Raw genomic sequence first — 24,752 nt, forward strand, 5'->3', positions numbered from 1 at the left:
AGTGCGTACTGGATTGGATCCAGGGTTTACACTGCAGAACGTCCCGTTAAAAAAAACAAGAGGATCGCTGATGAATGCCAGTGCGCGCTTCACCCATATGCAGGATGGCACGCAGGAAGACTGGGCGATCATCGCTGCGGACTTCAGTGCCTATGCCAGGCAACTACCGGCGCGAATCGTGACCCATCTCAAATTGCTCGAGGGGGATTTCGGCGGCTTCCCGGTGGATCGTCTGACCCACTCGCTGCAAACCGCCAGCCGCGCCTGGCGCGATGGGCGTGACGAAGAATATGTGGTCTGCGCCCTGCTTCATGATATCGGCGACACCCTCGGCTCCTACAATCACCCGGACATCGCTGCGGCGATCCTCAAGCCTTTCGTCAGCGCCGAAAACCTCTGGATGGTGGAAAAGCACGGGATTTTCCAGGGATATTACTTCTTCCACTACCTGGGAATGGACCGGCACCTGCGCGAGCAATTCAGCGAGCATCCGCAATATCTGCAGACCATCGAATTCTGCGCCAGGTACGACGCTGCCGCCTTTGATCCGAGCTACGACACCCTGCCCCTGAGCTTCTTCGAACCAATGATGGAGCGCCTGTTTGCCCAGCCGAAGAACTCGATCTACCTGGCGGCGATGGAACAGCATTCGCCGGCCTGAGGATTGTGTGAGGCAGGGAAACCGCCAAAAGATCGCACCTGTAGGAGCTGCCGAAGGCTGCGAACTTTTCGGCCTCACACCGGCTCCGCAACCTTCACCAACTCAGCCTTCAATTGTGCCTCCCGCGCCTGGGCATCGGCCAATCGATACAACTCGATCGAGCCATCCCAATGTTCGATCAAGGCAGTGCATGACTCCACCCAATCCCCGCAATTGAGGTAATCCACCTCACCGACCTTGCGGATTTCGGCATGGTGAATATGCCCGCAGACCACCCCGTGCAGGCCTCGTTTGGTGCATTCGTGGGCGATGGCCTCTTCAAAGTCGCTGATAAAGCTGACCGCGGTTTTGACCTTGTGCTTGAGGTAGGCTGACAACGACCAATAACCATAGCCATACCGTGCACGCCAGTGATTGAGCCAGCGGTTGAGGGTCAGGGTGAACTCGTAGGCCGAGTCGCCGAGAAACGCCAGCCAGCGGTGATAGCGAGTGATCACGTCGAACTGGTCACCGTGGATCACCAGCAGATGCCGGCCATCGGCAGTGACATGGATGGCCTCGTCGACCAACTGGATATTGCCCAGAATCAGCTTCGAATAACGCCGCAGGAATTCATCGTGATTACCGGTGACGTAGATCACCTCCGTGCCGCGCTTGCTCATGGTCAGCAAACGCCGGATCACGTTGGTGTGCGCCTGGGGCCAGTACATGCCGCTGCGCAGCTTCCAGCCGTCGATGATGTCGCCGACCAGATAGACCCGGTCCGCATGATAACCCTTGAGAAACCGTGCCAAATGCTCCGCCTGGCAATCCCGGGTCCCGAGATGCACATCGGAAATCCACAGTGTGCGCACGCGTTGCTTACGGCTGGGTCGGGTGAGCTCAGCGCTGGTCATGGGCAACCTCTCCGGTATTTTCAGCGAGCTTGCGCTACCACGATTAATAGCCCATGACACTAATGCGGCAGCCTGATGACAGCTAAGCCGGTGCGGTGCCGGTGTAGAATGCCGGTCTGCCAAGGAGACTGCGATGAGACCGATCCTCACGCTACGCCAATACACCCACGACTTGATCGTCCACAGCCATGAACACGCGCAGCTGGTGTTCGGTCTGTCGGGCCAGCTCGACTTCGAGGTCGATGGCCGCGGCAGCCAGGTGGTGCAACAGAGTTTCGTGGTAGTCCCCGCAGACGCCCACCACGCCTGTGGCAGCCCGAACGGCAGCCGCTGCCTGGTGCTGGATGTGCCCGGCGACCACTGGGTCACGCAATCTTTGGGCGAGCACGCCGATGCCAGTCGCCGCCTGCTCGACAACCCCGGTCGACAGCCATTGAATGCGGGGCAAAGCCAGCTGGTCAGCTGGCTGGCCGGCAGCCCGGTGAATGACCCGCTGATCGCTCAGCAGGGTGCCGTGCTGTTACTGGCCAGCCTCAATGATGCTGCGCCGAGCAGCGTCGGCGGTCGACGCTTGCCCTATGCCGCGTTGAACGCGCATATCGATCAATACGCCGCCTACCCGCTGCAAGTCGCCGACCTGGCCCGGGTCGCCGGTCTCTCCAGCGCTCGCCTGCACGCGCGCTTTATCGCCGAGTGCGGTCAGACGCCGATGGACTACATCCGCAGTCGGCGCCTGCATATCGCCGTGAGACTGTTGCGCGAATCCGCGCTGCCGATCGGCGAAGTCGCCAATCGAGTCGGCTACAGCTCCCAGAGCGCATTCGCCGCGGCGGTGCTGCGCGAGTTCGGCGCCTCGCCGGGCAAATTGCGGCGCGAGGCTTGAGACAAAAGACGCGAGGATCGCGACAGACAGACGTGAGAGCAACGCGGTTCAATGTATCCGCCCCTCTCTATCGCGATATTAAGGATTGCAATGACTCCGCGTACCGCCCTTGGCGCCCTGCATATCGGCGCACTGATGTTCGGCCTGACCGGTGTGTTCGGCAAACTCGCCGCCGCCTCGCCGGCCGTCATCGTCTTTGGCCGTGCCGCATTCGCGGTCGTCGCGCTGGCATTCTTCGCACGTTTTGCCAGCCGCACTCGCTGGCAGCAACTGCAGGCCACTGACTGGCGCCGTCTGCTGCTCAGCGGCCTGTTACTGGCCGGGCACTGGGTGAGCTTCTTCATTGCGGTGAAAGTGGCCGGCGTGGCGATCGCGACCCTGGGCTTTGCCAGCTTCCCGGCGTTTACCGTGATCCTCGAAGGGCTGATTTTCCGCGAACGAATCCGCGCCAATGAAATCCTGCTGGTGGTGCTGGTGAGTGTCGGCCTGGTGCTGGTTACTCCGGACTTCGACCTCGCCAGCGAAGCCACCAGTGGTTTGCTCTGGGCCGTAGGTTCGGGCTTGCTGTTTGCCCTGCTGTCGCTGACCAACCGCGCCAGCTCCGGACGGATTCCGCCAGTCCAGGCCGCGCTATGCCAGAACCTGGTGGTCGCCGCGTGCCTGCTGCCGGTAGCCGCACCGCAGTTGAGCGAAGTCCACGCCATGGACTGGCTGTGGATAAGTTTGCTCGGGGTGTTCTGTACCGGTCTGGCCCACAGCCTGTTCGTCGCCAGCCTGGCCGTGATTAAGGCGCGCACCGCAGCGGTAGTGTTTGCCCTGGAACCGGTCTATGGGATTAGCGTCGCCTGGCTGCTGTTCGGTGAAAATCCGACCCTGCGCATGTTGTTCGGCGGCGCTTTGATCATCGTCGCCATCGTGGTCTCCAGCAGCCTGGGCGCTACCCGCAAAAAAAACCCGCAGACTGCTTCAGCCCACTGAGGGCGCAGGGCTCACTGACTGCGGTCGTTATGCCCAAGGTCGCGCTGTGGGTCGATCTGATCGCGAACCCGTTGCTTGAGTACCTTGGCCTCGGGAAAACCACCGTCGGCCTTGCGCTCCCAGATTTGCACGCCGTCGCAGGCGATGTGAAAAACCCCGCCCGTTCCAGGCACCAGGGAGACTTTACCCAGATCGTCGCCAAAGGTACTGAGCAGCTCCTGGGCCAGCCAGGCGGCGCGCAACAGCCATTGGCATTGCGTGCAGTAGGTAATGACGACTTCCGCTTTGTTACCAGTCATGATGCGTTGAACTCCCGAGCTTGATGGCGTCGCTATAATAGCCGCCATTATCGCCGGCCCGAGACTGAAGATGCGCCGCCTGTTGTCCTGCCTGTTGCTGTGCCTTTGCCCGTTGCTTGTACAAGCGGCTGAAACGCCCCGGCCGAAAATTGGCCTGGTGCTGTCCGGTGGCGCGGCTCGCGGGCTGGCGCATATCGGCGTGCTCAAGGCTTTGGAAGAACAAGGGGTAAAAATCGACGCCATCGCCGGCACCAGCATGGGCGCGGTGATTGGCGGGCTCTACGCCTCGGGCTACAAGATCGATGAGCTGGAGAAACTGGCGCTTAGCATCGACTGGCAGCAAGCGCTGTCCGATGCCCCGCCCCGCAAGGACGTGCCGTTCCGCCGCAAACAGGATGACCGCGACTTTCTGGTGAAACAGAAGTTGAGCTTTCGCGACGACGGCAGTCTCGGCTTGCCACTGGGGGTAATTCAGGGGCAGAACCTCGCCCTGCTACTGGAAAGCATGCTGGCACACACCAGCGACACCCGCGACTTCGACAAACTGCCAATCCCCTTCCGGGCCGTCGCCACCGACATCGCCAGCGGCGAGAAAGTGGTGTTCCGCAAGGGCCACCTGCCTCAGGTGATTCGCGCGAGCATGTCGATTCCGGCGGTGTTCGCCCCCGTGGAGCTCAATGGACGATTGTTGGTAGACGGCGGCATGACCGACAACATCCCGCTGGATGTGGCTCGGGAAATGGGGGTCGACATCGCCATCGTGGTCGACATCGGCACCCCGTTGAGCGGCCGCAATCAGCTGACCACCGTGGTCGATGTACTGAACCAGTCGATCACCCTGATGACCCGTCGCAACTCCGAAGAACAACTGGCCACCTTGCATCCGGACGACGTGCTGATCCAGCCGTCGCTGGCCAGCTTCGGCGTCGCCGACTTTGGCCGCACCCGGGAAATGATCGACGCCGGTTACCGCGCCACACGCATTCTCGATGCGCGACTGTCCCGCCTGCGCCCGGCCGAACCGGTCGATGCACAGCTGGCCGCAGCCCGGACTCCCGGCCAGCGCACCCCGATCATTACCGCAATCAAGGTCGAAAACGACTCGAAAGTCGCTGACGAGGTGATCCGCTACTACATCCGCCAACACATCGGTGAGCCGCTGGACCTGGGTCGCCTGCGGACCGACATGGGCACCCTGTATGGCCTGGACTACTTCGATCAGGTGCAATACCGGGTGGTGCACAAGGGCCAGGACCATACCCTGGTGATCAATGCCCATGGCAAACGTAGCGGGACCGATTACCTGCGCCTGGGGATAAATCTGTCCGACGACCTGCGTGGTGACAGCGCCTTCAATCTCGGCGCCAGCTATCGGGTCAATGGCATCAACCGCCTTGGCGCCGAATGGCTGACCCGGGCGCAGATCGGCGATCAACAGGAACTGTACAGCGAGTTCTATCAACCACTGGACGTCGGTTCGCGCTACTTCATCGCCCCCTATGCCGCGATCGAATCGCAAAACGTCGAAACCATCCTGGACAACGATCCTATCGCTCAGTATCGCCTCGAGCGTTATGGCTTTGGCCTCAACGTCGGGCGCCAGATCGGCAACAACGGCGAGATTCGCTTCGGCGTCGGCGAGGCCTGGGGCAAGGCTGACGTGCGTATCGGCGACCAGGACCTGCCTAGCGAGGACTTCAACGAGGGTTTCTATGAACTCAAGTACTCGTTCGACACCCTGGACAATGTCTACTTCCCCCACGAAGGCGAAGACATCGGCCTGACACTGCGTCAGTTCGAACCGCAACTGGGCTCCGACAAACGCTACCGGCAATGGGAGTTCAAACTGGACAAGGCCCTGAGCAGCGCACCGGACACGTTCATCCTCGGTGGGCGTCTGGGGCGCACGCTGGATGAAGCCGATGTGGTGACTTCAAGCTTCCTGCTGGGTGGCGCACGGCAGCTCTCGGGTTTCCGCCAGGATGCGATTTCCGGGCAGAACATCAGCCTGGCCCGCGCCGTCTACTACCGGCGCCTGACCCCGCGCTCCTACCTGCCGCTGGATTTCCCGCTGTATATCGGCGGCTCACTGGAACGCGGCCGGGCCTGGAACAACGACAACGAGTTCGACAGTGGTTACATCAACGCCGCGAGCATCTTCCTCGGGTTCGATACGCCGCTGGGGCCGTTGAGCTTCAGCTATGGGTTGAACGATGACGATCAGCAGGCGCTTTACCTGAATCTGGGGCAGACGTTCTAGACCCAAGGGCTACCCCATTCTCGCCAACAAATTACGCGCGGTCCGGCGCTGGGGTTCGTTGCCTTCTTCAAGCAACTCATTGAGCAAACGACTGGCGCTGTCCAGGTCACCATCGTCGATACAACCCTGTGCCTGCTGCAATTTACCAGCACCCTCCTGTTCAAGTTCCAGCGCATCGAAATCCACCGACAACGGTTCGATCTCCAGCGCTAGCGGGGTACTGGCGAAACTATCGAGAAAGGCTTCGTCCAACGCATCCGTTTCCGACGTGGAAGCTGGCTCAGGCTCGCTGAAGTCACTCAGATACGGCTCATCGGACATCTCGAATACTTCAGGCAGCTCATTCAAATTCGAGGTAAAGAGTGGGTCGAAGTCGGGTGCCGCATCAGTGATTGCGGTGTGGCGTACCGGCGGCGTGGCGTCGAACGGGCTGATCAGTTCCCAGTCCGATTCTATCGACAGGTCATCCAGATTCAGCTGGAACTCATCCAGTGCGGGACTGACCGACTCTGCAGCCATCAAGGCAGGCAAAACCTGCGGCGCGAGCACCGAGGAGGTGGCCGGGAGTTTTTTCGCAAAGCGCTGACGAATGTCTTGCAGGGCCTCTTCGCTGACTCCTGACTCGCGCAATCGGCTTTCCTGCTCGGCATACTCTGCAACCGCGCCTTGCTGCCCGAGAACCTCCAGCAATCGCAGGCCCAGGTCGAGTCGTTCCGGCTCTTTGAGCAGCGCCTCGCGCAAGATCCCCGCGGCTTCGTCAAGGCGACCATAGGCAAGGTAGAGCCTGACCCCTTCAAGGACATCGGGCGCTTGGGTGGTTTTCCTGGGCGGTGCCACGTGCTCCTGAGCTGCAACCCGCTGACCGGCTTCATGACCAGCCACGTGCGTTACCAAGGGCTCCACTCGACTGACAACCGGCTCAGGGGCCACCGGCGGCATGGGCAGCGGCTCGGCCGGCGCTTGAGTGTGAGAGCGCTGACGGCGCAACCAGAAGGCGACGATCAATAGCAACAACAGCAGCACCAGACCCGCCATCAGCCAAAAGTTCGATCCCTCGGCCTCATCGGCCTCGGCAACAGGTGGCGAGCTTACTGGCGCTGGTACGACAGGTGCCGCAGCACTGGCAGGTGGTGCCTGGACTTCCGCCAATCGGGTTTGCAGGTCGACAATCGCTTTTTTTCCAGCAACGATTTCCTCATCCTGGGCCGCAAGCCTGGCCTGCTGCTCAGCGACGGTCGCTTGCAGGTGCTGGTTCTCCAGCACGCTGCTGGCCAACTGCTCGGAGGTGAGTGCCTGCAGTTGCTGCGCCGCTGCCAAGGCAGCTGCTTGAGCGCCGTCGGGCTTTGCCGGCGCCGCCGTTGCTGCTTTGCGGGGAGTCGACGCGGATGACTGAGAATTGGTGGACGACACTGGCACAAGGTTGCTGCTGGATTTGCTCCTGGGTTCGATTCCCGGTGAACCCGGTGGGTCGATCAATATCGTGTATTCGCGCAGCGAACGCCCACCGGGTTGGTTGACTTGCACCAGGAAATTCAGGAAAGGCTCAGTCACCGGCTTGTTCGAGACCACCCGAATCACGCTGCGGTTGCCTTGCAGGATCGGGGTGAATCGCAAGTCATTGAGAAAGAACACCCGCTCGACTCCGGCGCGACGGAACTCCTCGGCCGTCGCCAGGCTCACGGACATTTCGCCCTCGCTCAGTTCGCCCGGTTCCAGCAGGGCGATCTCGGCATCCAGCGGTTGGGTCAAGGCCGAGTGCAGCGTGATCTCGCCCAACCCCAGCGCCGGGACCAGTGCCGAGTAACCCAAGGCGCCAGCAGCCAGCAACAGCGAACGCAGGGTCAACAGCCGGAGCATTTTTTCGGAGGCGCTGTATCTGCCGCAACAGCGCAACACAGACTGCAAACTTCGGAGCATGGGCATCCCTTGGGTAACCGAAACCAACTGGAAAGCGCTCACGCGTCCTGCACGAGCACACTGTGGATCTGGTAGTTCTTATCGTCCGCCAATCGCTGAAGCTGAAAAATCTGCAGGTGGATCATGCCTCAGGATTTTTCCAGGTTGGTCAGAATGTGCCCATGTACCCGCATGCAGATGCGCAAGTCTTCTTCGTCGACACCTTGGAACAACTCATGACGCAACGCGTTGGCGATGGTTTCGATCTGTTCGATCAATGGCCGGGCCGGCGCGCAAAGGACGATCTTTTTCGCCCGACGATCTTCTACAACCGCTTGACGTTGCACCAGGCCCTGGGTCTCCAGACTGTCGAGCAACCGCGCCAGGGTGGGTCCTTCGACACCCACGCTTTGGGCCAGTTCACGTTGGGTCGGCGCTTCGTCAAAACGTGCCAGATGCAGCAGCACCAGCCAACGAGCCTGGGACAAGCCAAGCCCGGCCAGACGGCGATCCAGTTCAGCACGCCAGCCTCGAGACATCTGTGCCAACTGCATGCCAAAACGGTGTTGATCGGTTAACGGCATAAAACACTCATGATTAGACTGAAATAGAGAAAAACTAATTATTAGTCAGCTAAGCATGACCCTCGATGCCAGGCAAGGCTTGCTATGTACTGAATCGTTACATCACCCGATCGATCCCTCAACTCTCGAACTCCGCCTGCAAGGCGGCGCGCACACAGTAGAGGACGCCCTCGGGAACCCGACCAAAAAACAGCGGGACGATTTCTGCCACAGAGGGCAGTTCGCCCTCTGCGTCGAGGAATGCGTCCTGGATTTCACCGAGCGTATCTTCCGGCAAATCCAGCGCCTGCTCCAGTGACAACTGCTGCTTGGCAATGGCCTCGGCGAGCAAGGTGTAGACGTTTTTCTCCGAACACTGCAGCTGGCCAGCGATCTGCATCGGCGTCATGCCGGCGCGGGCCAGGGTAATCAGTTCGTGGCGAATATCGGCGACCACTTTCGGGGTCTCGGCCTGGCCGCCGAGTACTTCGAGGAACGCCTCGCCGTAACGCTCCAGTTTGCGCGCACCGACGCCGCTGACCTTGGCCATTTCCGGCAAGGAGCTGGGCTGGCTGCGGAGCATTTCCAGCAAGGTCGAATCGGGAAAGATCACATAAGGCGGCACGCCATGCTCCTGGGCCAGTTTGCGGCGCAGGGCACGCAAGGCTTCCCATTGCTCGCGCTCTTCGCCACGTACCAGCTGGCTGGCCTGACTGGTGTTGCTTTTCGCGGTGGTTTGCGGTTTCAGGTCGCGACGCAGCTCCAGGGTGACTTCGCCTTTGAGCAACGGCCGGCAACTGTCGCTCAAGCGCAGGCCGCCATAGCCTTCCAGGTCGATATCCGCCAGGCCCCGGGCGACCAGCTGGCGGAACAGTGAGCGCCATTCGCCCTCGGCCCGCGCCTTGCCGACACCAAACACCGAAAGATGTTGATGGCCGATGCTGCGCACTTTTTCGTTGTCTTTGCCCAGTAACACATCCACCAGATGCCCGACGCCATAACGCTGGCCGGTGCGAAAGATCGCCGAGAGCGCCTGGCGAGCAGGCTCTGTGGCGTCCCAGGTTTGCACGCCGTCGACGCAGTTGTCGCAGTGACCGCAGGGTTGCGGCATGTCTTCGTCGAAATACGCCAACAGGGTCTGGCGTCGGCAGCGGGTTTCTTCACAGAGCGCCAGCATGGCGTCGAGTTTGTGCTGCTCCAGACGCTTGTGGCGTTCATCGCCCTCGGACTTTTGCAGCATCTGCTTGAGCATCAGCACGTCTTGCAGGCCGTAGGCCATCCAGGCGTCCGCGGGCAGACCGTCACGGCCGGAGCGACCGGTTTCCTGGTAATAGGCCTCGAGGGACTTGGGCAAGTCCAGATGCGCGACAAACCGTACGTTGGGTTTGTCGATACCCATGCCGAAAGCGATGGTGGCGACCATGATCAGGCCTTCCTCATTGAGGAAGCGTTTCTGGTTGAAGGCCCGTGTTTCGTTGGGCAACCCGGCGTGGTACGCCAGCGCGGGATAGCCCTGCTCACACAGGAAGGCGGCCACTTCATCAACTTTCTTGCGCGACAGGCAATAGACGATACCGGCATCGCTGCGCCGCTCCGAGAGGAACGCCAGCAACTGCTTGCGCGGCTGCTCCTTGGGCACGATGCGGTAGAAAATGTTCGGGCGGTCGAAACTCGAGAGGAAACGCTCGGCGTCCTGCAAATGCAGGCGATTGACGATTTCTTCGCGGGTTCGCATGTCGGCGGTAGCGGTCAGGGCGATGCGCGGCACATTGGGGAACAACTCCGCCAACTGCCCCAGTTGCAGGTATTCCGGACGGAAGTCATGGCCCCATTGCGAGACGCAATGCGCTTCGTCGATGGCGAACAGGGCGATTTCCAGGCTCTGCAGGAACGCCAGCATCCGCGGCTGGACCAGACGCTCGGGGGCCAGATAGAGCATTTTCACTTCGCCACGCTTGATTCGCGTCGCCAGGTCGCGCTGCTGCTCGGCGTTCAGCGTGGAGTTCAGGGCGGCCGCGGCAACGCCCAGCTCTTCCAGGGTCGCGACCTGGTCGTCCATCAATGCGATCAACGGCGACACCACCACCGCCAAGCCTTCGCGCAGCAGCGCCGGGACCTGGAAACACAAGGACTTGCCGCCGCCGGTAGGCATCAGCACCAGGGCGTCGCCACCACTGGCCACGCGCTCAATGATCGCACCCTGGCGGCCACGAAAACTGTCGTAGCCGAAGATGTCCTTGAGAACGCGTTGAGCCTGCTCGAGCATGAAAAACTCCCAATATCGCCGTATATCCCTTTGTGCAGGCTGGATGAAAACGTCACGGTCTTCACGGAAAAAGTCGTAAGCGGACTTTTCCTGATCCCTCGCCACACCCTGCAGGGCATTACAAAACGCGGCAGTATACCCGAGGCCTTCCCGGCAAAGGGCGCCACTGACGAATAGCCCACCGGTTTTGAATGCAGGCAAATCTGCCCGGCGGCTGGCCTGAGCGCTCAAGAAGGCCTAGAATTCAGCATCGAATATTCCCAAGGTAGCCCTTTAATGTCCTTCGCTGAGCAACTAACCCGCCTGCAAGTCTTCCTCGACGCCGACGAGCTGCATGACGAGGCGCTGGACTACGTGGCCGCCCACGGCTATCTGACTGCGCTCTCGATCTGTTCCGAGGACGTTCCCGAGCGTGAGTGGATCGACGCCCTGTTCGCCGAAGAGCCGCATTACGCCGACGACGCCGAACGTGAAACGATCGAAGCCACCCTGGTGCTGCTCAAGGCCCACATCGCCCGGCAACTGGCGTCCGATGAGGAATTCGAGCTGCCGTGCGAACTGGAACTCGGCGAAGATCCGGACGACTCCGACCTGCGCGGCTGGTGCATCGGTTTCATGGAAGGCGTGTTCCTGCGTGAAGCGGCCTGGTTCGAAACCGCCGAAGACGAAGTCAGCGAAATGCTCCTGCCGATCATGGTCGGTTCCGGTCTGTTCGATGAGCAGCCGGAATTTTCCGACATCGCCAGCGATGCCAACCTGATGGACGACATGATCGTGCAGATCCCTGAAGCCCTGACTGCGTTGTACCTGCTGTGCAACGCACCGGACGAAAAACCGGCGATTCTCAAGCCTCGTCACCACTGAGGCTGTGCCTATGGCGCAAAACCCCATAGGCAATCGCCCCCTGGTAGTGCGTTACGTTCTGCTGGCCATCGGCTGGCTGAGCGTCGCTCTGGGGGTGATCGGAATCTTCCTGCCGGTATTGCCCACCACCCCTTTCCTGCTACTGGCGGCCGCCTGCTTTGCCCGCAGTTCGCCGCGCTTCTATCGATGGCTGATCGAGCATCCACGGCTCGGCCCGTGGGTGCGTGACTACCTCGACGGCAACGGCATCCCGCTCAAGGGCAAAGTCTATGCCATCGGCGTGATGTGGCTGAGCATCGGCTTGTCCTGCCTGCTAGTGCCCCTGCCCTGGGCTCGCGGCTTCATGCTGACCAGTGCGGTGCTGGTGACGATTTACATTTTGCGGCAGAAGACACTTCACCGGTCTTGAATCTCCAGCGCTCCTGGTCACCCACCAACCTCCCCGCCCACCAACAATCTGTCAGCCCTTTCAGAAAACAGCGCCTAGACTTCAGACATCTGCACATGAGCAGCCAGACATGTCCGGCAGTCCGCGTAGTCCAGGATGGTCAACGCTCCGACTTCGGCTCGGCGGATGGCTGCTGGTATCGGGGTTTCTGCTGGTCGGCCTGGACAATGTCCGGGCGAACTGGAATTTTTCGCTGATCCTGCAAACCGCCGAGCAACGCTATGGCGCCCTCGGCCCGGCCAAGGGGCGGGTCGAGGCCTGGAACCAGATGCTGCAAAGCGAAGCAGAACAACCGGAGCACGAGCAGCTTGGCGCCGTTAACCGTTTTTTCAATCAACAACTGAGCTTCCAGGACGACCCCCTTGTCTGGCATCAGATCGACTACTGGGCAACGCCCGTCGAATCACTGATCAAGGGTGCCGGTGACTGCGAAGACTACGCGTTGGCGAAATACTTCAGCCTGCGTCACCTCGGGGTTCTCAGCGAAAAACTGCGCATCACTTACGTCAAGGCACTGACCCGCAACCAGGCGCACATGGTGCTGACCTACTACGCCAGCCCCACTGCCGAGCCATTGGTGCTGGACAATCTGATCGACGAAATCCGCCCCGCGTCACAACGCAAAGACCTGCTGGCGGTGTACGCCTTCAATGCCGAAGGCCTGTACTTGCCTGGGGCAAATGGCGGTAAACGCAGCAGCGACTCGAAAAAACTCTCGCGCTGGCAGGACGTGCTGAAAAAGATGCAGGCCGAAGGCTTCAACATGGGTGAAGGCTGACGCCGCGAACGACAAGGAGCACTGCATGTCGCTACTCAAACAGTTGTTTCTCGCCATCTGCGTGTTCCTGCTGGTGGCGTTCAGCGGCAGTTTTTTTGTTGGCCTGGAGAGCTCGCGCGAGCAGATGCTCGGCCAGTTGCGCTCCCACGCCCAGGATGCCGCCACCGCACTGGGGCTCTCATTGACCTCACAAGTCGATGATCCGGCGATGATTGAGCTGATGGTCAGCTCGATCTTCGATAGCGGTTACTTCGCCAGCATCCGGGTGGTGGACATCACCGATGAACAGCCCCTGGTGGAGCGCAGTCTGCCTACCGTTGCCGAAAATATACCGGACTGGTTCGTGCAGCTGGTGGACTTGCGCCCGCAGGGTGGCGACGCGCTGATCATGCGTGGCTGGGAGCAAGCCGCGCGGGTCGAAGTGCTGAGCAATCCGCAGTTCGCCCTGGCCAGACTCTGGGACAGCGCCCTCGGCAGCCTGGTCTGGTTGCTGCTGTGCGGGTTGCTCAGTGCAGTGTTCGGTGGCTGGCTGCTGCGCCGGCAGTTGCGCCCGCTCGATAGCATGGTTAATCAGGCCGAAGCCATCAGCAAGCGCGAGTTCCTCAGCCTGCCGCAACTGCCCCGCACGCCGGAGCTCAAACGTGTGGTACTGGCCATGAATCAGATGGTCGAAAAACTCAAGGGGCTGTTTGCCGAAGAAGCCGCCCGCAGTGAAAAACTGCGGGCCGATTCCTACCAGGACAGTCTCACCGGGCTGGCCAATCGGCGCCTGCTGGATGAACAGCTGGCCGAGCAGTTATTGGTCACCGAACAGAGCAGCGCCGGTCACCTGTTGATGCTGCGAGTCAATGACCTGGCCGGTCTCAATCAGCGCCTGGGTGGCCAGCGTACCGATGCCCTGATCCGGGCGATCGGCGAGTTACTCAAGCGCTTGACCCAGCAACTGGATCGCCGTCATTGGCTGGCCGCGCGCAACCGCGGCGGCGAATTCAGCCTGCTGACCCCCGGCCTGGACAGCAAAGACGCCGCACGCTTGGCCGCCGAAATCAGCGCAACCCTGGAAAATCTGCGCCTGACCGGCGCCAGTGACTGCATGCCGGTCGCGCACCTGGGAATAGTCGCCTACCAGCCGGGCGAACTCGCAGGCACTGTGCTGCTGCGCCTCGATCAAGCGCTGACTCAGGCCCAGCGCCATCCGGAACGGCCCTGGGCCCATCTGGCACACTTCAATGGCGCGCCGAGCCAGACTCAGCACGATTGGCGCAACTGGATCGATGACGCCCTCAGCCACGGTAAAATGCAGCTGTATTTCCAGCCGGTGGTGCAGTGCGCCGATACCAGCCAGGTGTTGCACCACAAGGTACTGGCACGCCTGCTCGACCCCGAGGGCAAAGCCATTGCCGCCGGACATTTCCTGCCATGGATCGAGCGCTTGGGCTGGTCGGCGCGCTTCGACCTGGCGATGCTCGAACACACCCTCGACTACCTTGTCGAACATCCCTGGCCGCTGGCGCTGAGTCTTTCCGGCAGCACCCTGCGCCAGACGTCGCACCTGCATCAAATCCTGAGCATGCTCCATGCCCTCCCCGACCTCGCCCCCTTGCTGACCCTGGAAATCGACGAGCGCGATCTACCACCGCCGTCCGAAATGCAGCAACTGAGCCAGAGCATTCAAGCCAGCGGCTACCGGATCGGCCTGCAACATTTTGGCGGCAGCTTCAGCCAGATCGGCAACCTCACCCTGCTGGGGCTCGCCTACCTGAAAATCGACAGCAGCTACATTCGCGACATTGACCAGCAGAGCGACAAACGCCTGTTTATCGAAGCAATCTTTCGCGCCACCAACAGCATCGACCTGCCGCTGATTGCCGAGATGGTCGAGACCCAGGGGGAGCTGAAAGTGATCACGGAGCTGGGATTGTTTGGGGTGATGGGCAGATTGATCGGACCGCCGGAACCGATGTAGATCGGGGGCTGGCTGTTGAACCGCGTCATCGTTCATCGCGAGCAAGCCCGCTCCCACATAGGATCTCCTGCACACACAAATCTTGTGAGCGACAAAGGCCAAATGTGGGAGCGGGCTTGCTCGCGATGAGGCCCTCACAGTCACCCGCAGCGCTGGCGCCGAGAACATGGGACTTTTCTGACGAGATTTCGGGGTTGCGTCGAGATAGGTGCCCGGATAACCTTTATGGATCGCTGCAAAATCAGCGATCGGGACTGCAAGCCCGCCGAGAGTACGTTTGGCGCACAAGCGCCTCCATGAGCATGGCGCTTTTTTAGTGTCCATCGTTTTATGGTGGCTGTGCGTGGGAGACCTTCGGGTCTGCCGGGTGCCAAACGTCCCGGTCTTGCAGACCCGCGCACAGCTGCCACCCATCATCTGCAAGTGATGTTGGTAGTTCCTACTCATACGTTTGGAGCTTCACCATGATCAAAGTCACCCCGGATCCCCCTGAAACCGAAAGCACCTCCCCCTACGACCCCCTCGATCCCGGCAAACTCCACAAAGCCGCCGAGCGCGCTCTCGATTACCACCTGCCATCGTCCGACAAACCAAAGCTCGATCCGCAATCCGCCAATATCTTCACCGTGATCGACGGTATCGACACCGAACGCTTGCTGGCCAATCTCAGCGAAACCCTGGCCTCGGCCAATGCCATGGCCAGTGACCTGGCATTCGAACTGGAAGGTTCGCGGCGGCATTTTGCGCTGGGCATTCAGCAGATGATCGAACTGGGGGAGTTGTTGGCGAACCGGGCGCTGGATGATCTCGATCCGCGGTAGCGGATCAACAGCGAAAGATCGCAGCCTGCGGCAGCTCCTACAGGATTTGGGTTGCACCCGATCTGTGTAGGAGCTGCCGCAGGCTGCGATCTTTTGATCTTCAGCGTTGTTTCAGGTCACACGGTATCAACCTTCAACGAGTGGTCGTTGAGCATGCCATTGATGATGGTGGCGGTGTCATGACCGCCGGCTACCACCCCGCCCGCGCCCGGGGTTACGCCGTAGTGGCTGGCCAGGTTGACCCCGGCCAGGTCAATGGTCTGGGTCGGGACGGCGCCAGCTGTCGAGCTGACATCAATGCTGGTCACCAGTGAAGCGCCGCTGCCGGTGACCTTGAAGTGCAGGTAATCGTCGAGCGAAGCCGAAGTGGCGTTTTCGCCCTGCAACAGTTGCGACAGATCGAGCTTGTCGGTGCCCGGAGTGAAGTCGGTGACCACGTCATGCCCGCTGTTGCCTTTCAGCCATTGGAAGGTGTCGCTGCCCAAGCCGCCAGTCAGGCTGTTGTTGCCCAGCCCGCCGATCAGGAAGTCGTCACCGCCTCCACCGTTGAGCACATCGTTACCCAGACCACCGGTGATGATATTGGCATTGCTGTCGCCGGTGAGGGTGTCGTTGTAGCTGGAGCCGATCAGGTTCTCGATCGCCGTCAACGTATCACTGCCGGCGCCCCCGGTGTTCTGCGCACCGAGCAGGTTGAGGTTGACCGTCACTCCGGCCGTGGCATGGGCGTAACTGGCGGTGTCATTGCCAGTACCACCGTCGAGCAGGTCATTGCCCGAGCCGCTGAACAACAGATCGTTGCCCGCTTCACCGTGCAGTGTGTTATTGCCGGAACCCGCAGTGAGCACGTCATTGCCGTCGCCGGCATTGAGAATGTTGTTACCGCTGCCCGCCACCAGCACATCATCGCCGGCGGTGCCGGTGAGGGTGTGTCCATCCTGGTAGCTGATGCCCACCGCCGCGCTGTCACTGCCGCCATGGTTGTCGTTGGCGCTGTAGCTGCCATGGTAGTCCGGGGTAATGTCATGGGCTCCGGCATAGTTGACCGTCATGGTCAGCTTGTAGTTTTCCGCACCGGTGCCACTGTTACCCGGACCGTCGGCGATATTGGTAACGTGGATCCTGTAGGTCCCGTCCGCCCCAGCGGTGAAGGTCCCGTTGTCGCCAATTCCGGTGAAGGCCCCGTCGTTGAATGAATACTCCATCTTCACTTCGCCAGCGTTAAGGTTGTGATTGAGGTTGAGGGTCTCGCCCTGTTTCAGGGTGACGCTGATCATGTCCTCATCGTTAACGTTGGAACCACTCACATTGCCCAAGTAGCCGCTGACTATCACCACCGCGGTCATCGCGACTGTGTTGGCGTTGAAGGAGGCGCGGGCGACGTCTAGCGCCTGGTTGGTGCCAGAGAAGGGAATGGTCTTGAGGCTGGTTGCGGTGAACTCCGCGCCCTTGGCTGCCCAGCCGGTGTTGAACGTAGTGGGCGTGGCCGTCAGCGGATCGCCGTTGGCATCGCTGTCATTGGCCAGCAGCACGTCCCCCGCAATCACCAGGTTGTTGGACAGCACGTTGGTGATGATGTGGTCATCGACTGCCACCGGTGGCGCGTTCGGGTTGACCTTGATCACCAGGCTGGAACTTGCCAGGTCGCCGTCGTTGTCGCTGACGGTGTAACCGAAGTTCTCGGTCAGGACTACGCCGGTGACCTTCTGTGGGGTGTAGCTGAAATCGCCGGTGTCCAGGTTGATCACCAGGGTGCCGCCCTGGTTGGTGGCTATGCTGATGCTGTTGTTGGCGGTATTGAAGGTGCCGTGGTTATCCCCGCCACCGAATGTCAGCTGGCCCTGGTTGCTGTTGCCTTTGGGGTCATAGGTGTAGGTGGTGCCATCGACCACGATGGTTTTGATGAAGCCACCATCGGCGCCGAATGAGCCGCCTTCGCCCAGCAGCGTGCCGGTGACCGGTGCGCCTTGCACGGTGCCCGACAATACCGAGTTGAGTTGATTGAGGTCAGTCACCACCACTGCGTTGGTGTTGGTGTTGGTGTGGGTGCTGCCGTCATGGGCCAATTGGTCGAGGTTGGCGTTGCTGACGCCGCTGCCCAGGCCAATCGCGTAGTTCTTGATCCCATTGGCGTCGAGGAACGCCTTCCAGGCCGCCTCATCCGCAGCACCGGTTTCCAGGCCGCTATTGGGTTTGCCGTCGGAGAAAAAGTAGCCGACATTCTGCGCCCCGGTCAGTTGCCCAGGGGTTGCGAAGGCCAGCTTCGCCGTCGCGACAGCGGCGTCGTAGTTGGTGCCACCGCCCGCAGTCAGGGTGGCGATGATCGACTTGGCCGTCGCCACATCGACCCAGACCGGAGTCTTGTCGGTAGCGCTGCTGCTGAAGGTAACGATCTGCACTTTTACATCGCCCATGTCGTCGTACTGGTCGAGCAAGGCGCTGATCGCCTGCTTGGCCAGCCCCAGACGCGACAGCCCATCCACACCGGATGGGTCGACCATACTGCCGGACACGTCGATCACCAGTAACAGGTTCGTATCGATTTCGACCGCTGCCACCGAACGTTCGCTGGCGACCGCTTTGGGCACGTCGTCGACGATGCTCACCACGATGTTGCTGGTGGTGGTGTTGCCCAGTGCATCGGTGGCTTTGTAGGTGAAGCTTTCGCTGAGGGTATTCGCTCCATCGTTGGCATTCGGCGAGGTTTTCGGTGCCGACGTCAGGGTATAGGTGTAGGTACCGTTGGGGTTGAGCAGGAGCTGCCCGTAGCTGCCGGTGGCGCTGCCCACCAGACTGTAGGTGATGCCGCCGGTGCCACCGGAGACCGAGCCGACCAGTGTGCCGTTAGCGGTTTCCGCGCTGGAAGTCGGGTCGCTGCCGATCACATTGCCGGCGGCCAGGTCCAGGCCGTCCTTGTTGAGGTCCAGGGCTTTTTCGAAGACCTTGACGTCCTGATCGTTGAGCGCTTTGAACCCGCTGTCACAAACGTTGATGGTAAGAGTGGTGGTGCTTTGATCGCCATCGGCATCCCGGACGGTGTAGGTAAACCGGTCCGTGGCCCCCGGAGGGCTCACCGAGTTCGGGTTGCTGTGATAGACCGCATTGCCTGCGGCATCCAGGGTCAGGTAGCCGTAGGTACCATGGATGGTCGAGTTGAGGCCACCGACTGCCGAAGTCGACGTATCGCTGCCTGCCCGCACTCCGATCACCGCGCCGGACGGGCTGAACCCATCGGCGCCGGCACCGTCATTCAACAACACATTGCCGCTGACCACTCCGCCCTCGGCGACGCTTGCCACGTCGGCCCTGGCGCTCGGCAGGTCGTCGACGATGTTCACGTCAATCATGCCCGACGCCGTGCTGCCATCGGTATCGGTGACGATCACTTTGATGTGTTCGGCGATGCCGTTGGCACCCTGCCCGCTCGGGTGGTTTTCGTTGTCGACCAGGGTGTAGCTGTAGCTGACCACCCCAGTACCGGGGTTAATACCGGTGATGGTCAGGGTGTTGCCGAGGGCAGTGGTGATCGATTGCGGGAAGCCGGCGGCCACCCCGCCGATGACTACGTTGACGCCGCCGACCGTAAGGGTTTGCACGCCATCCAGCGCAGTGACGGTGAAGGTGCCGTGTTGGGTCAGCGCCGGGGTATTCGGGTGGCTGCCGTCGCTGAGGTTTCTTTCATAGACGGTCAGTTCGCCGCAGGCAATGTCGAGGCCTTTGATGATGACCGGATCGTTGTTGTTGTGGACCTGCAGCACCAGTTGGGCGGTGCTGGTATCGCCGTCGGAGTCGGTGAGGGTGTAGGTGAAGGTGTCGGTATCGCCTGCGCCACCGTGTCCCTTGAAGTCCGGGTCATTGGGATTCAGGGTGTAGGTGTAAGTGCCATTCGCGGCCAGCACCAGGGTGCCGTAGGTGCCGATGTAGGTCCCGGCAGTGACTGGCCCGGAGGGCACGCGGTCGGCGCCCTGGATGTCGTTGCTCAGCACATTGCCGCTCAGCACCAGATGGCTTTCCGAAGCTGTACCGGCGTTGCTGTCGTTGGCGGCAGCCGGCAGGTCATCGACCACATTCACATCCAGCGAACCACTGGCGGTGCTGCCATCGGTGTCCGTGACGACCACGTTGAAGTGCTCGCTGAGGCTGTTGGCACCCAGCCCGTTCGGGTGGGTTTCGTTGTCGGTCAGGGTGTAGCTGTAGCTGACCACGCCGGTGCTGGCGTTGAAGCCAGTGATGGTCAGGGTATTGCCGAGCCCGGTGGTCACCGATTGCGGGAAGCCGCTGGCCACCCCGCCGCTGACCAGCGTAATGCCGCCCACCGTCAAGCTTTGCAGACCATCCAGCGCCGATACGGTGAAGGTGCCGCTTTGGGTCAGTGCGCCGGCGTTCGGGCTGCTGCCGTCGCTGAGGTTTTTCTCGTAGACCGTCAGTTCGCCGCCTTCGGCGTCAAGCCCGCCAATGATGACCGGATCGTTGTTGTTTTGGACCTGCAGCACCAGTTGGGCGGTGCTGGTATCGCCGTCGGAATCGGTGATGGTGTAGGTGAAGGTGTCGGTATCGCTTTCGCCACCGTGTCCCTGGAAGTCCGGGTCATTGGGATTCAGGGTGTAGGTGTAGGTACCGTCTGCGGCCAGCACCAAGGTGCCGTAGGTGCCGGTGTAGGTTCCGGCTGTGATCGGCCCGGTCGGTATGCGGTCGGCGCCCTGGGTGTCGTTGGTCAGCACGTTGCCGCTCAAGACCAGGTTGCTTTCCGAGGCGGTGCCGGCGTTGCTGTCGTTGGCGGCGCTCGGCAGGTCATCGACCACGTTGACATCCAGCGAACCGCTGGCGGTACTGCCATCGGTGTCGGTGGCGACCACGGTGAAGTGTTCGCTGAGGCTGTTGGCGCCGTTGCCCGGATCATGTGCTTCGTTGTCGACCAGGGTGTAGCTGTAGCTGACCACGCCGGTGCTGGCGTTGAAGCCAGTGATGGTCAGGGTATTGCCGAGCCCGGTGGTGATCGATTGCGGGAAGCCGTTGACGGTACCGGCACTGATCACCGCGATGCCGCCGACCGTAAGGCTTTGCAAGCCATCCAGCGCAGTGACGGTGAAGGTGCCGCTTTGGGTCAATGCACCGGCGTCCGGGCTGCTGCCGTCGCTGAGATTTTTCTCATGGACGGTGAGCTCGCCACCGTCGGCATCGAGCCCGCCAATGGTGACCGGATCGTTGTTGTTGCGGACCTGAAGCACCAGTTGGGCGGTGCTGGTATCGCCGTCGGAATCGGTGATGGTGTAGGTGAAGGTGTCGGTATCGCTTTCGCCACCGTGTCCCTGGAAGTCCGGGTCATTGGGATTCAGGGTGTAGGTGTAGGTACCGTCTGCGGCCAGCACCAAGGTGCCGTAGGTGCCGGTGTAGGTTCCGGCTGTGATCGGCCCGGTCGGTATGCGGTCGGCGCCCTGGGTGTCGTTGGTCAGCACGTTGCCGCTCAAGACCAGGTTGCTTTCCGAGGCGGTGCCAGCATTGCTGTCATTGGCGGCGCTTGGCAGATCGTCGACCACGTTGACGTCCAGGGAACCACTGGCGGTGCTGCCGTCGGTGTCGGTGGCGACCACGGTGAAGTGTTCGCTGAGGCTGTTGGCGCCATTGGCTGTGGGGTGAGCTTCGTTGTCGACCAGGGTGTAGCTGTAGCTGATCACGCCAGTTGCCGGGTTGTAGCCGGTAATGGTCAGGGTGTTACCCAGCGCGGTGGTCACCGATTGCGGGACGCCGCTGGCAACGCCACCGCTGACCAGCGTGATGCCGCCCACCGTCAAGCTTTGCAGACCATCGGGCGCCGATACGGTGAAGGTGCCGCTTTGGGTCAGTGCACCGGCATCCGGGCTGCTGCCGTCGCCCAGGTTTCGCTCGTAGACAGTGAGTTCACCACCCTCGGCATCGAGCCCGACGAGGGTGACCGGATCGTCATTGTTGTGGACCTGCAGCACCAGGTTCGCGGTGCTGGTATCGCCATCGGCGTCGGTCAGGGTGTAGGTGAAGGTTTCAGTCCCGCTGCCGCCGCCATGCAGAGCGACAAATTGCGGATCGGCCGTGTTCAAGGTGTAGGTGTAAGTACCGTCCGCGGCCAGCACCAGGGTGCCGTAAGTACCGGTGAAGGTGCCGCCGATGATCGGTCCGCCCGGCACCCGGTCGGCGCCCTGCAGGTCATTGGGCAGCACGCTGCCGGTCAGGGTCGGCAGGCTTTCCGAGGCAGTGCTGGCATTGCTGTCATCGAACGCCTTGGGCACATCGTCGGTGATGTTGATGTCCAGCGAACCGGTGGTCGAATCACCGTTGCTGTCGCTGGCAACGACCGTGAACTGTTCGCTCAGGTTGTTGGCGCCATCGCCCGCGGAATGGTTTTCGTTGCCGACCAGGGTGTAGCTGTAACTCACCACGCCAGTGGCCGGGTTGTAACCGGTGATGGTCAAGGTGTTGCCGAGCTGGGTGGTGATCGACTGCGGGAAGCCTGCGGCCACCCCGCCACTGATCACGTTGATGCCGCCGATGCTCAGGCTGAGCAGCCCGTCCGGCGCAGAAATGCTGAAAGTACTGTTTTGGGTCAGCGCCGCCGGATCGCTCGCCGAGCCTTGGGCCAGATTGGCTTCGTTGAGGGTCAGCTCACCGCCTTGCACCGACAGACCGATCAGGGTCACCGGGTTGTTGGGCGGCACGATCTCATTGCCACCGTTGTCCGGGTTGCCGGCAATGCGTCCCAGGGGCAATTCGGGAATGTCGTTGAAACCGGCCGTAGGGAAACCAATGACCGGATCGACCCGGCCCGCCGTTTCTTCCAGCAACACAAAGGAGTGACCCCCGCCGGCATTGCCGTTCCCGCCTGATTCGACCGGTCCGGCCGCAGTGGCTTCAGCGGTCTGGGTCGGGTCGTCGCCCGCGGCGATGGCTTTCTGCAGCTCCTCGATATCGGTCAGTTGTGCCTGGCTGGGCGTCACCGCCTCCTCCCGCGTCTCCACATGCGGCACCTGATGCGCCGCCAGCAGTTGCTCGGTCACTTGCAGGCTGCTGTCGCGCCCCAGCGTCAGTTCCTCGCCATTTTGCAACTTCACGGCCACCGCGCCTGCGAAACCGGTGATCAGATGATCCCCGACAAACAAGCGATCCCCCTCGACCAGGGTGCGTCGGGACCCATCCCCCGCGACAGCGAAAACCTGACCGACCACCTGACCGACGATACCGATGAGCGTTGCCATGTGTATTCCTCCGCCGCCGACAGCTATCGGCATTTGGTTGTACGGAGAAAGTGTTTATGGCGTTACCGGGTTGCTTGGCGAACCATCTGCCTGGCAGCTCGTTTACTCGAGGTAAACTGCGCTCCGTCGCGATCTTCTCGCCTCACTCATCCCTCGCGGGGCCAGCTGTTTCTGCCGGGGTAACCGAATGAAATCAACTTCATTCAACCCGGACAGCCTTCCTGCGAAAGCAGTGTCACGATCCCCAAAGGCAGCGTCAAAAAACTGCCATCAAAAAAACCGCGTCACTCCATCCCCTCCACCACTTCCCCGCCCTATGTTGAAAAAATGGATTGAACTTTTCACAGAGCCCCACAAAGCTCCCTAGCGCTTGTAACTCGGGGCCCTCTGGATTCAACAATGTGCCGGATTTTGCAGAGCGCATAAGTTTTTTTTGGCATAAGTCTTATGAGAATTTCTTCTTAGCTTTTCTCCAAGATGTTCTTAGCTGTGATGTTACAAACCTGAAACGGTTTGAACTATAAAGATCGTCATTTTTTTGGCGACTGCTAGCACCATCAGGATCAGGGAGAAGTACCTATGGGCGTTTTGAAACCCCTCTGCAGCGCGATTTTATTGGCCATCGCTTGCTCGCATCAGGCGCAGGCCATGTCACTGACCGAAGCGATTCAGAGCACGCTGGATAATCATCCGGAACTGCATGCCAGTGAGAACAATCGCTTGTCCGCCGACGAAGACGTGAAAATTGCCAGGGGGGGGTTCTTCCCGACTGTCGACTTGAATGCCGCTTACGGCCGCGGCTACAGCGACAACACCAACACCCGCGCCTTGGGTAATCACAACACGGAAACCCTGACTTACACCCAGTCGGAACTGCGTCTGCGGCAAATGCTGTTTGATGGTTTCAACACCTCCAACGAAGTCGGCCGGACCAAATCCGTCGTCAACTCCAGGGCTTATTACACCCGTGGCACCGCCGAAAGCCTGGCCTTGCGCACCATCGAGGTGTACCTCGAAGTGCTCAAGCGCCGTGAACTGGTAACCCTGGCCAAAAACAACATGCAAGCGCACCTGCGGGTCAACGACCAGATCGGCCTGCGCACCGAACGCGGCGTCGGCAGCAACGCCGACCGCGATCAGTCGAGCGCCCGCCGGGCGCTGGCGGAAAACAACTACGACACTGCCCAGGTCGACCTGGCCGATGCCGAGGCGAACTTTCTCAGCGTAGTCGGGCGCCTGCCCGATGAACTGGAAACCCTGCCCTCGATCAGGGGTGAATTACCCGCCACCTTGCCGGATGCGCGGCAAAGCATGCTGGACAACAACCCCTACCTGAAATCGGCACAGGCTGACGTGCATTCCGCCGAGAGCCAGTACGAGGTTGCCAAATCGCCGTTTTATCCACGCTTCGATGCCGAGGCCGCCGTTGGCGCCAACGACAATATTCAAGGCGAAAAGGGCCACGACAACGAATGGCGAGTCGGTGTGGTGATGAACTACAACCTGTTCCGGGGCGGCAGTGACAAGGCCCGACTGCGATCGGATTCGCACAAGATCAATCAGGCGATGGATATCCGCAACAACGCCCTGCGCATGCTCAACGAGAACATCACCCTGGCCTGGAACGCCATGGTCAATGCGAAGAAACAAACCCCGACAGCCCGGGAATACGCTGAAACCACCACTCGCGTGCGATCGGCCTATCAGGATCAGTTCGGCCTGGGCCAACGGACTCTGCTCGACGTGCTCGATAGCGAAAACGAGTTGTATAACGCCAACCGCCGCTACACCGAAGTGCGCTACGTCGAGGAATTCTCCATGTACCGCGTGCTGGCCAACATGGGCGAATTGCTGAACAAGGAGAAGGTGGTGGTGCCGGCCGAAGCCATTGCGGCATCGGATGTAAGAAGCGAAGCCCGTTTGCCAGAAATGAAGTAGGTAAAAGGA

At 60.9% G+C, this 24,752-nt stretch carries 16 protein-coding genes; 10 read left to right on the forward strand and 6 right to left on the reverse strand.

Going from position 1 to position 24,752, the window contains the following annotated elements; translation table 11 throughout:
* Window positions 1-70 precede the first annotated feature (70 nt).
* Window positions 71-661: an HD domain-containing protein gene (locus ACA064_RS23120; RefSeq protein ID WP_497670201.1), complete on the forward strand. Its 591-nt coding sequence runs from the start codon at window positions 71-73 to the stop codon at window positions 659-661.
* 74 nt (window positions 662-735) lie between these two features.
* Here ACA064_RS23120 and ACA064_RS23125 read toward each other — a convergent pair whose 3' ends face one another.
* Entirely contained in the window at window positions 736-1,557 is an 822-nt protein-coding gene (locus ACA064_RS23125) for a UDP-2,3-diacylglucosamine diphosphatase (RefSeq protein WP_497670202.1), read from the reverse strand.
* A 133-nt stretch (window positions 1,558-1,690) separates the two neighbouring features.
* Between ACA064_RS23125 and ACA064_RS23130 the strand changes: the two genes are divergently transcribed.
* Both ACA064_RS23130 and ACA064_RS23135 read left to right on the forward strand, forming a co-directional pair.
* The gene (locus tag ACA064_RS23130) at window positions 1,691-2,440 is read left to right on the forward strand and encodes a helix-turn-helix transcriptional regulator (protein ID WP_497670203.1); all 750 of its coding nucleotides are present in this window, start codon (window positions 1,691-1,693) and stop codon (window positions 2,438-2,440) included.
* Between the two features lie 90 nt (window positions 2,441-2,530).
* Window positions 2,531-3,418 carry a DMT family transporter gene (locus tag ACA064_RS23135; protein ID WP_497670204.1) on the forward strand — a complete coding sequence of 296 codons (888 nt, stop codon included), beginning with the start codon at window positions 2,531-2,533 and terminating at the stop codon, window positions 3,416-3,418.
* An 11-nt stretch (window positions 3,419-3,429) separates the two neighbouring features.
* On the opposite strand, the gene ACA064_RS23140 is transcribed toward ACA064_RS23135, so the two are convergent.
* Complete coding sequence (locus ACA064_RS23140; RefSeq protein ID WP_497670205.1) at window positions 3,430-3,717, reverse strand: Rdx family protein; 288 nt, start codon at window positions 3,715-3,717, stop codon at window positions 3,430-3,432.
* A gap of 70 nt (window positions 3,718-3,787) precedes the next feature.
* Here ACA064_RS23140 and ACA064_RS23145 point away from each other — a divergent pair, with 70 nt between their 5' ends.
* Entirely contained in the window at window positions 3,788-5,977 is a 2,190-nt protein-coding gene (locus ACA064_RS23145; protein ID WP_497670206.1) for a patatin-like phospholipase family protein, read from the forward strand.
* A 9-nt stretch (window positions 5,978-5,986) separates the two neighbouring features.
* Here the strand turns inward: ACA064_RS23145 and ACA064_RS23150 are convergent, their stop codons facing one another.
* From ACA064_RS23150 to recQ, 3 genes are all read right to left on the reverse strand, one after another.
* Window positions 5,987-7,834, reverse strand: coding sequence for a motility hub landmark protein FimV (locus tag ACA064_RS23150; protein WP_497670207.1), 1,848 nt, complete (start codon window positions 7,832-7,834; stop codon window positions 5,987-5,989).
* Between the two features lie 188 nt (window positions 7,835-8,022).
* Complete coding sequence (locus ACA064_RS23155; protein WP_497670208.1) at window positions 8,023-8,457, reverse strand: MarR family transcriptional regulator; 435 nt, start codon at window positions 8,455-8,457, stop codon at window positions 8,023-8,025.
* Between the two features lie 118 nt (window positions 8,458-8,575).
* The gene (gene recQ / locus ACA064_RS23160; protein WP_497670209.1) at window positions 8,576-10,702 is read right to left on the reverse strand and encodes a DNA helicase RecQ; all 2,127 of its coding nucleotides are present in this window, start codon (window positions 10,700-10,702) and stop codon (window positions 8,576-8,578) included.
* A gap of 276 nt (window positions 10,703-10,978) precedes the next feature.
* On the opposite strand from recQ, the gene ACA064_RS23165 reads away from it, so the two are divergent.
* From ACA064_RS23165 to ACA064_RS23185, 5 genes are all read left to right on the forward strand, one after another.
* Window positions 10,979-11,566: a UPF0149 family protein gene (locus tag ACA064_RS23165; protein ID WP_497670210.1), complete on the forward strand. Its 588-nt coding sequence runs from the start codon at window positions 10,979-10,981 to the stop codon at window positions 11,564-11,566.
* A gap of 10 nt (window positions 11,567-11,576) precedes the next feature.
* Window positions 11,577-11,975 carry a YbaN family protein gene (locus tag ACA064_RS23170; protein WP_497670211.1) on the forward strand — a complete coding sequence of 133 codons (399 nt, stop codon included), beginning with the start codon at window positions 11,577-11,579 and terminating at the stop codon, window positions 11,973-11,975.
* 109 nt (window positions 11,976-12,084) lie between these two features.
* Window positions 12,085-12,792 carry a cysteine protease LapG gene (gene lapG, locus ACA064_RS23175; protein ID WP_497670212.1) on the forward strand — a complete coding sequence of 236 codons (708 nt, stop codon included), beginning with the start codon at window positions 12,085-12,087 and terminating at the stop codon, window positions 12,790-12,792.
* 25 nt (window positions 12,793-12,817) lie between these two features.
* A complete protein-coding gene (gene lapD, locus ACA064_RS23180; RefSeq protein WP_497670213.1) occupies window positions 12,818-14,758 on the forward strand; it encodes a cyclic di-GMP receptor LapD in 1,941 nt (646 codons plus the stop codon).
* A gap of 464 nt (window positions 14,759-15,222) precedes the next feature.
* Window positions 15,223-15,579, forward strand: a complete 357-nt coding sequence (locus ACA064_RS23185; RefSeq protein ID WP_497670214.1) for a DUF6124 family protein — start codon at window positions 15,223-15,225, stop codon at window positions 15,577-15,579.
* A gap of 116 nt (window positions 15,580-15,695) precedes the next feature.
* On the opposite strand, the gene ACA064_RS23190 is transcribed toward ACA064_RS23185, so the two are convergent.
* Window positions 15,696-22,805 carry a retention module-containing protein gene (locus tag ACA064_RS23190; protein ID WP_497670215.1) on the reverse strand — a complete coding sequence of 2,370 codons (7,110 nt, stop codon included), beginning with the start codon at window positions 22,803-22,805 and terminating at the stop codon, window positions 15,696-15,698.
* 579 nt (window positions 22,806-23,384) lie between these two features.
* On the opposite strand from ACA064_RS23190, the gene ACA064_RS23195 reads away from it, so the two are divergent.
* Window positions 23,385-24,743, forward strand: a complete 1,359-nt coding sequence (locus ACA064_RS23195) for a TolC family outer membrane protein (protein WP_497670216.1) — start codon at window positions 23,385-23,387, stop codon at window positions 24,741-24,743.
* Window positions 24,744-24,752 lie beyond the last annotated feature (9 nt).

The sequence above is a fragment of the Pseudomonas sp. LBUM1658 genome, assembly GCF_059716055.1.

What these genes read in the sequence shown, in the direction of transcription:
- ACA064_RS23145 (WP_497670206.1), top strand. Translation starts at nt 3,788, where the DNA reads ATGCGCCGCCTGTTGTCCTGCCTGTTGCTGTGCCTTTGCCCGTTGCTT.
- ACA064_RS23170 (WP_497670211.1), top strand. Translation starts at nt 11,577, where the DNA reads ATGGCGCAAAACCCCATAGGCAATCGCCCCCTGGTAGTGCGTTACGTT.
- ACA064_RS23140 (WP_497670205.1), bottom strand. Translation starts at nt 3,717, where the DNA reads ATGACTGGTAACAAAGCGGAAGTCGTCATTACCTACTGCACGCAATGC.
- ACA064_RS23130 (WP_497670203.1), top strand. Translation starts at nt 1,691, where the DNA reads ATGAGACCGATCCTCACGCTACGCCAATACACCCACGACTTGATCGTC.
- ACA064_RS23135 (WP_497670204.1), top strand. Translation starts at nt 2,531, where the DNA reads ATGACTCCGCGTACCGCCCTTGGCGCCCTGCATATCGGCGCACTGATG.
- ACA064_RS23195 (WP_497670216.1), top strand. Translation starts at nt 23,385, where the DNA reads ATGGGCGTTTTGAAACCCCTCTGCAGCGCGATTTTATTGGCCATCGCT.
- ACA064_RS23155 (WP_497670208.1), bottom strand. Translation starts at nt 8,457, where the DNA reads ATGCCGTTAACCGATCAACACCGTTTTGGCATGCAGTTGGCACAGATG.
- lapD (WP_497670213.1), top strand. Translation starts at nt 12,818, where the DNA reads ATGTCGCTACTCAAACAGTTGTTTCTCGCCATCTGCGTGTTCCTGCTG.
- ACA064_RS23120 (WP_497670201.1), top strand. Translation starts at nt 71, where the DNA reads ATGAATGCCAGTGCGCGCTTCACCCATATGCAGGATGGCACGCAGGAA.
- ACA064_RS23150 (WP_497670207.1), bottom strand. Translation starts at nt 7,834, where the DNA reads ATGCTCCGGCTGTTGACCCTGCGTTCGCTGTTGCTGGCTGCTGGCGCC.
- ACA064_RS23165 (WP_497670210.1), top strand. Translation starts at nt 10,979, where the DNA reads ATGTCCTTCGCTGAGCAACTAACCCGCCTGCAAGTCTTCCTCGACGCC.
- ACA064_RS23190 (WP_497670215.1), bottom strand. Translation starts at nt 22,805, where the DNA reads ATGGCAACGCTCATCGGTATCGTCGGTCAGGTGGTCGGTCAGGTTTTC.
- lapG (WP_497670212.1), top strand. Translation starts at nt 12,085, where the DNA reads ATGTCCGGCAGTCCGCGTAGTCCAGGATGGTCAACGCTCCGACTTCGG.
- recQ (WP_497670209.1), bottom strand. Translation starts at nt 10,702, where the DNA reads ATGCTCGAGCAGGCTCAACGCGTTCTCAAGGACATCTTCGGCTACGAC.
- ACA064_RS23125 (WP_497670202.1), bottom strand. Translation starts at nt 1,557, where the DNA reads ATGACCAGCGCTGAGCTCACCCGACCCAGCCGTAAGCAACGCGTGCGC.
- ACA064_RS23185 (WP_497670214.1), top strand. Translation starts at nt 15,223, where the DNA reads ATGATCAAAGTCACCCCGGATCCCCCTGAAACCGAAAGCACCTCCCCC.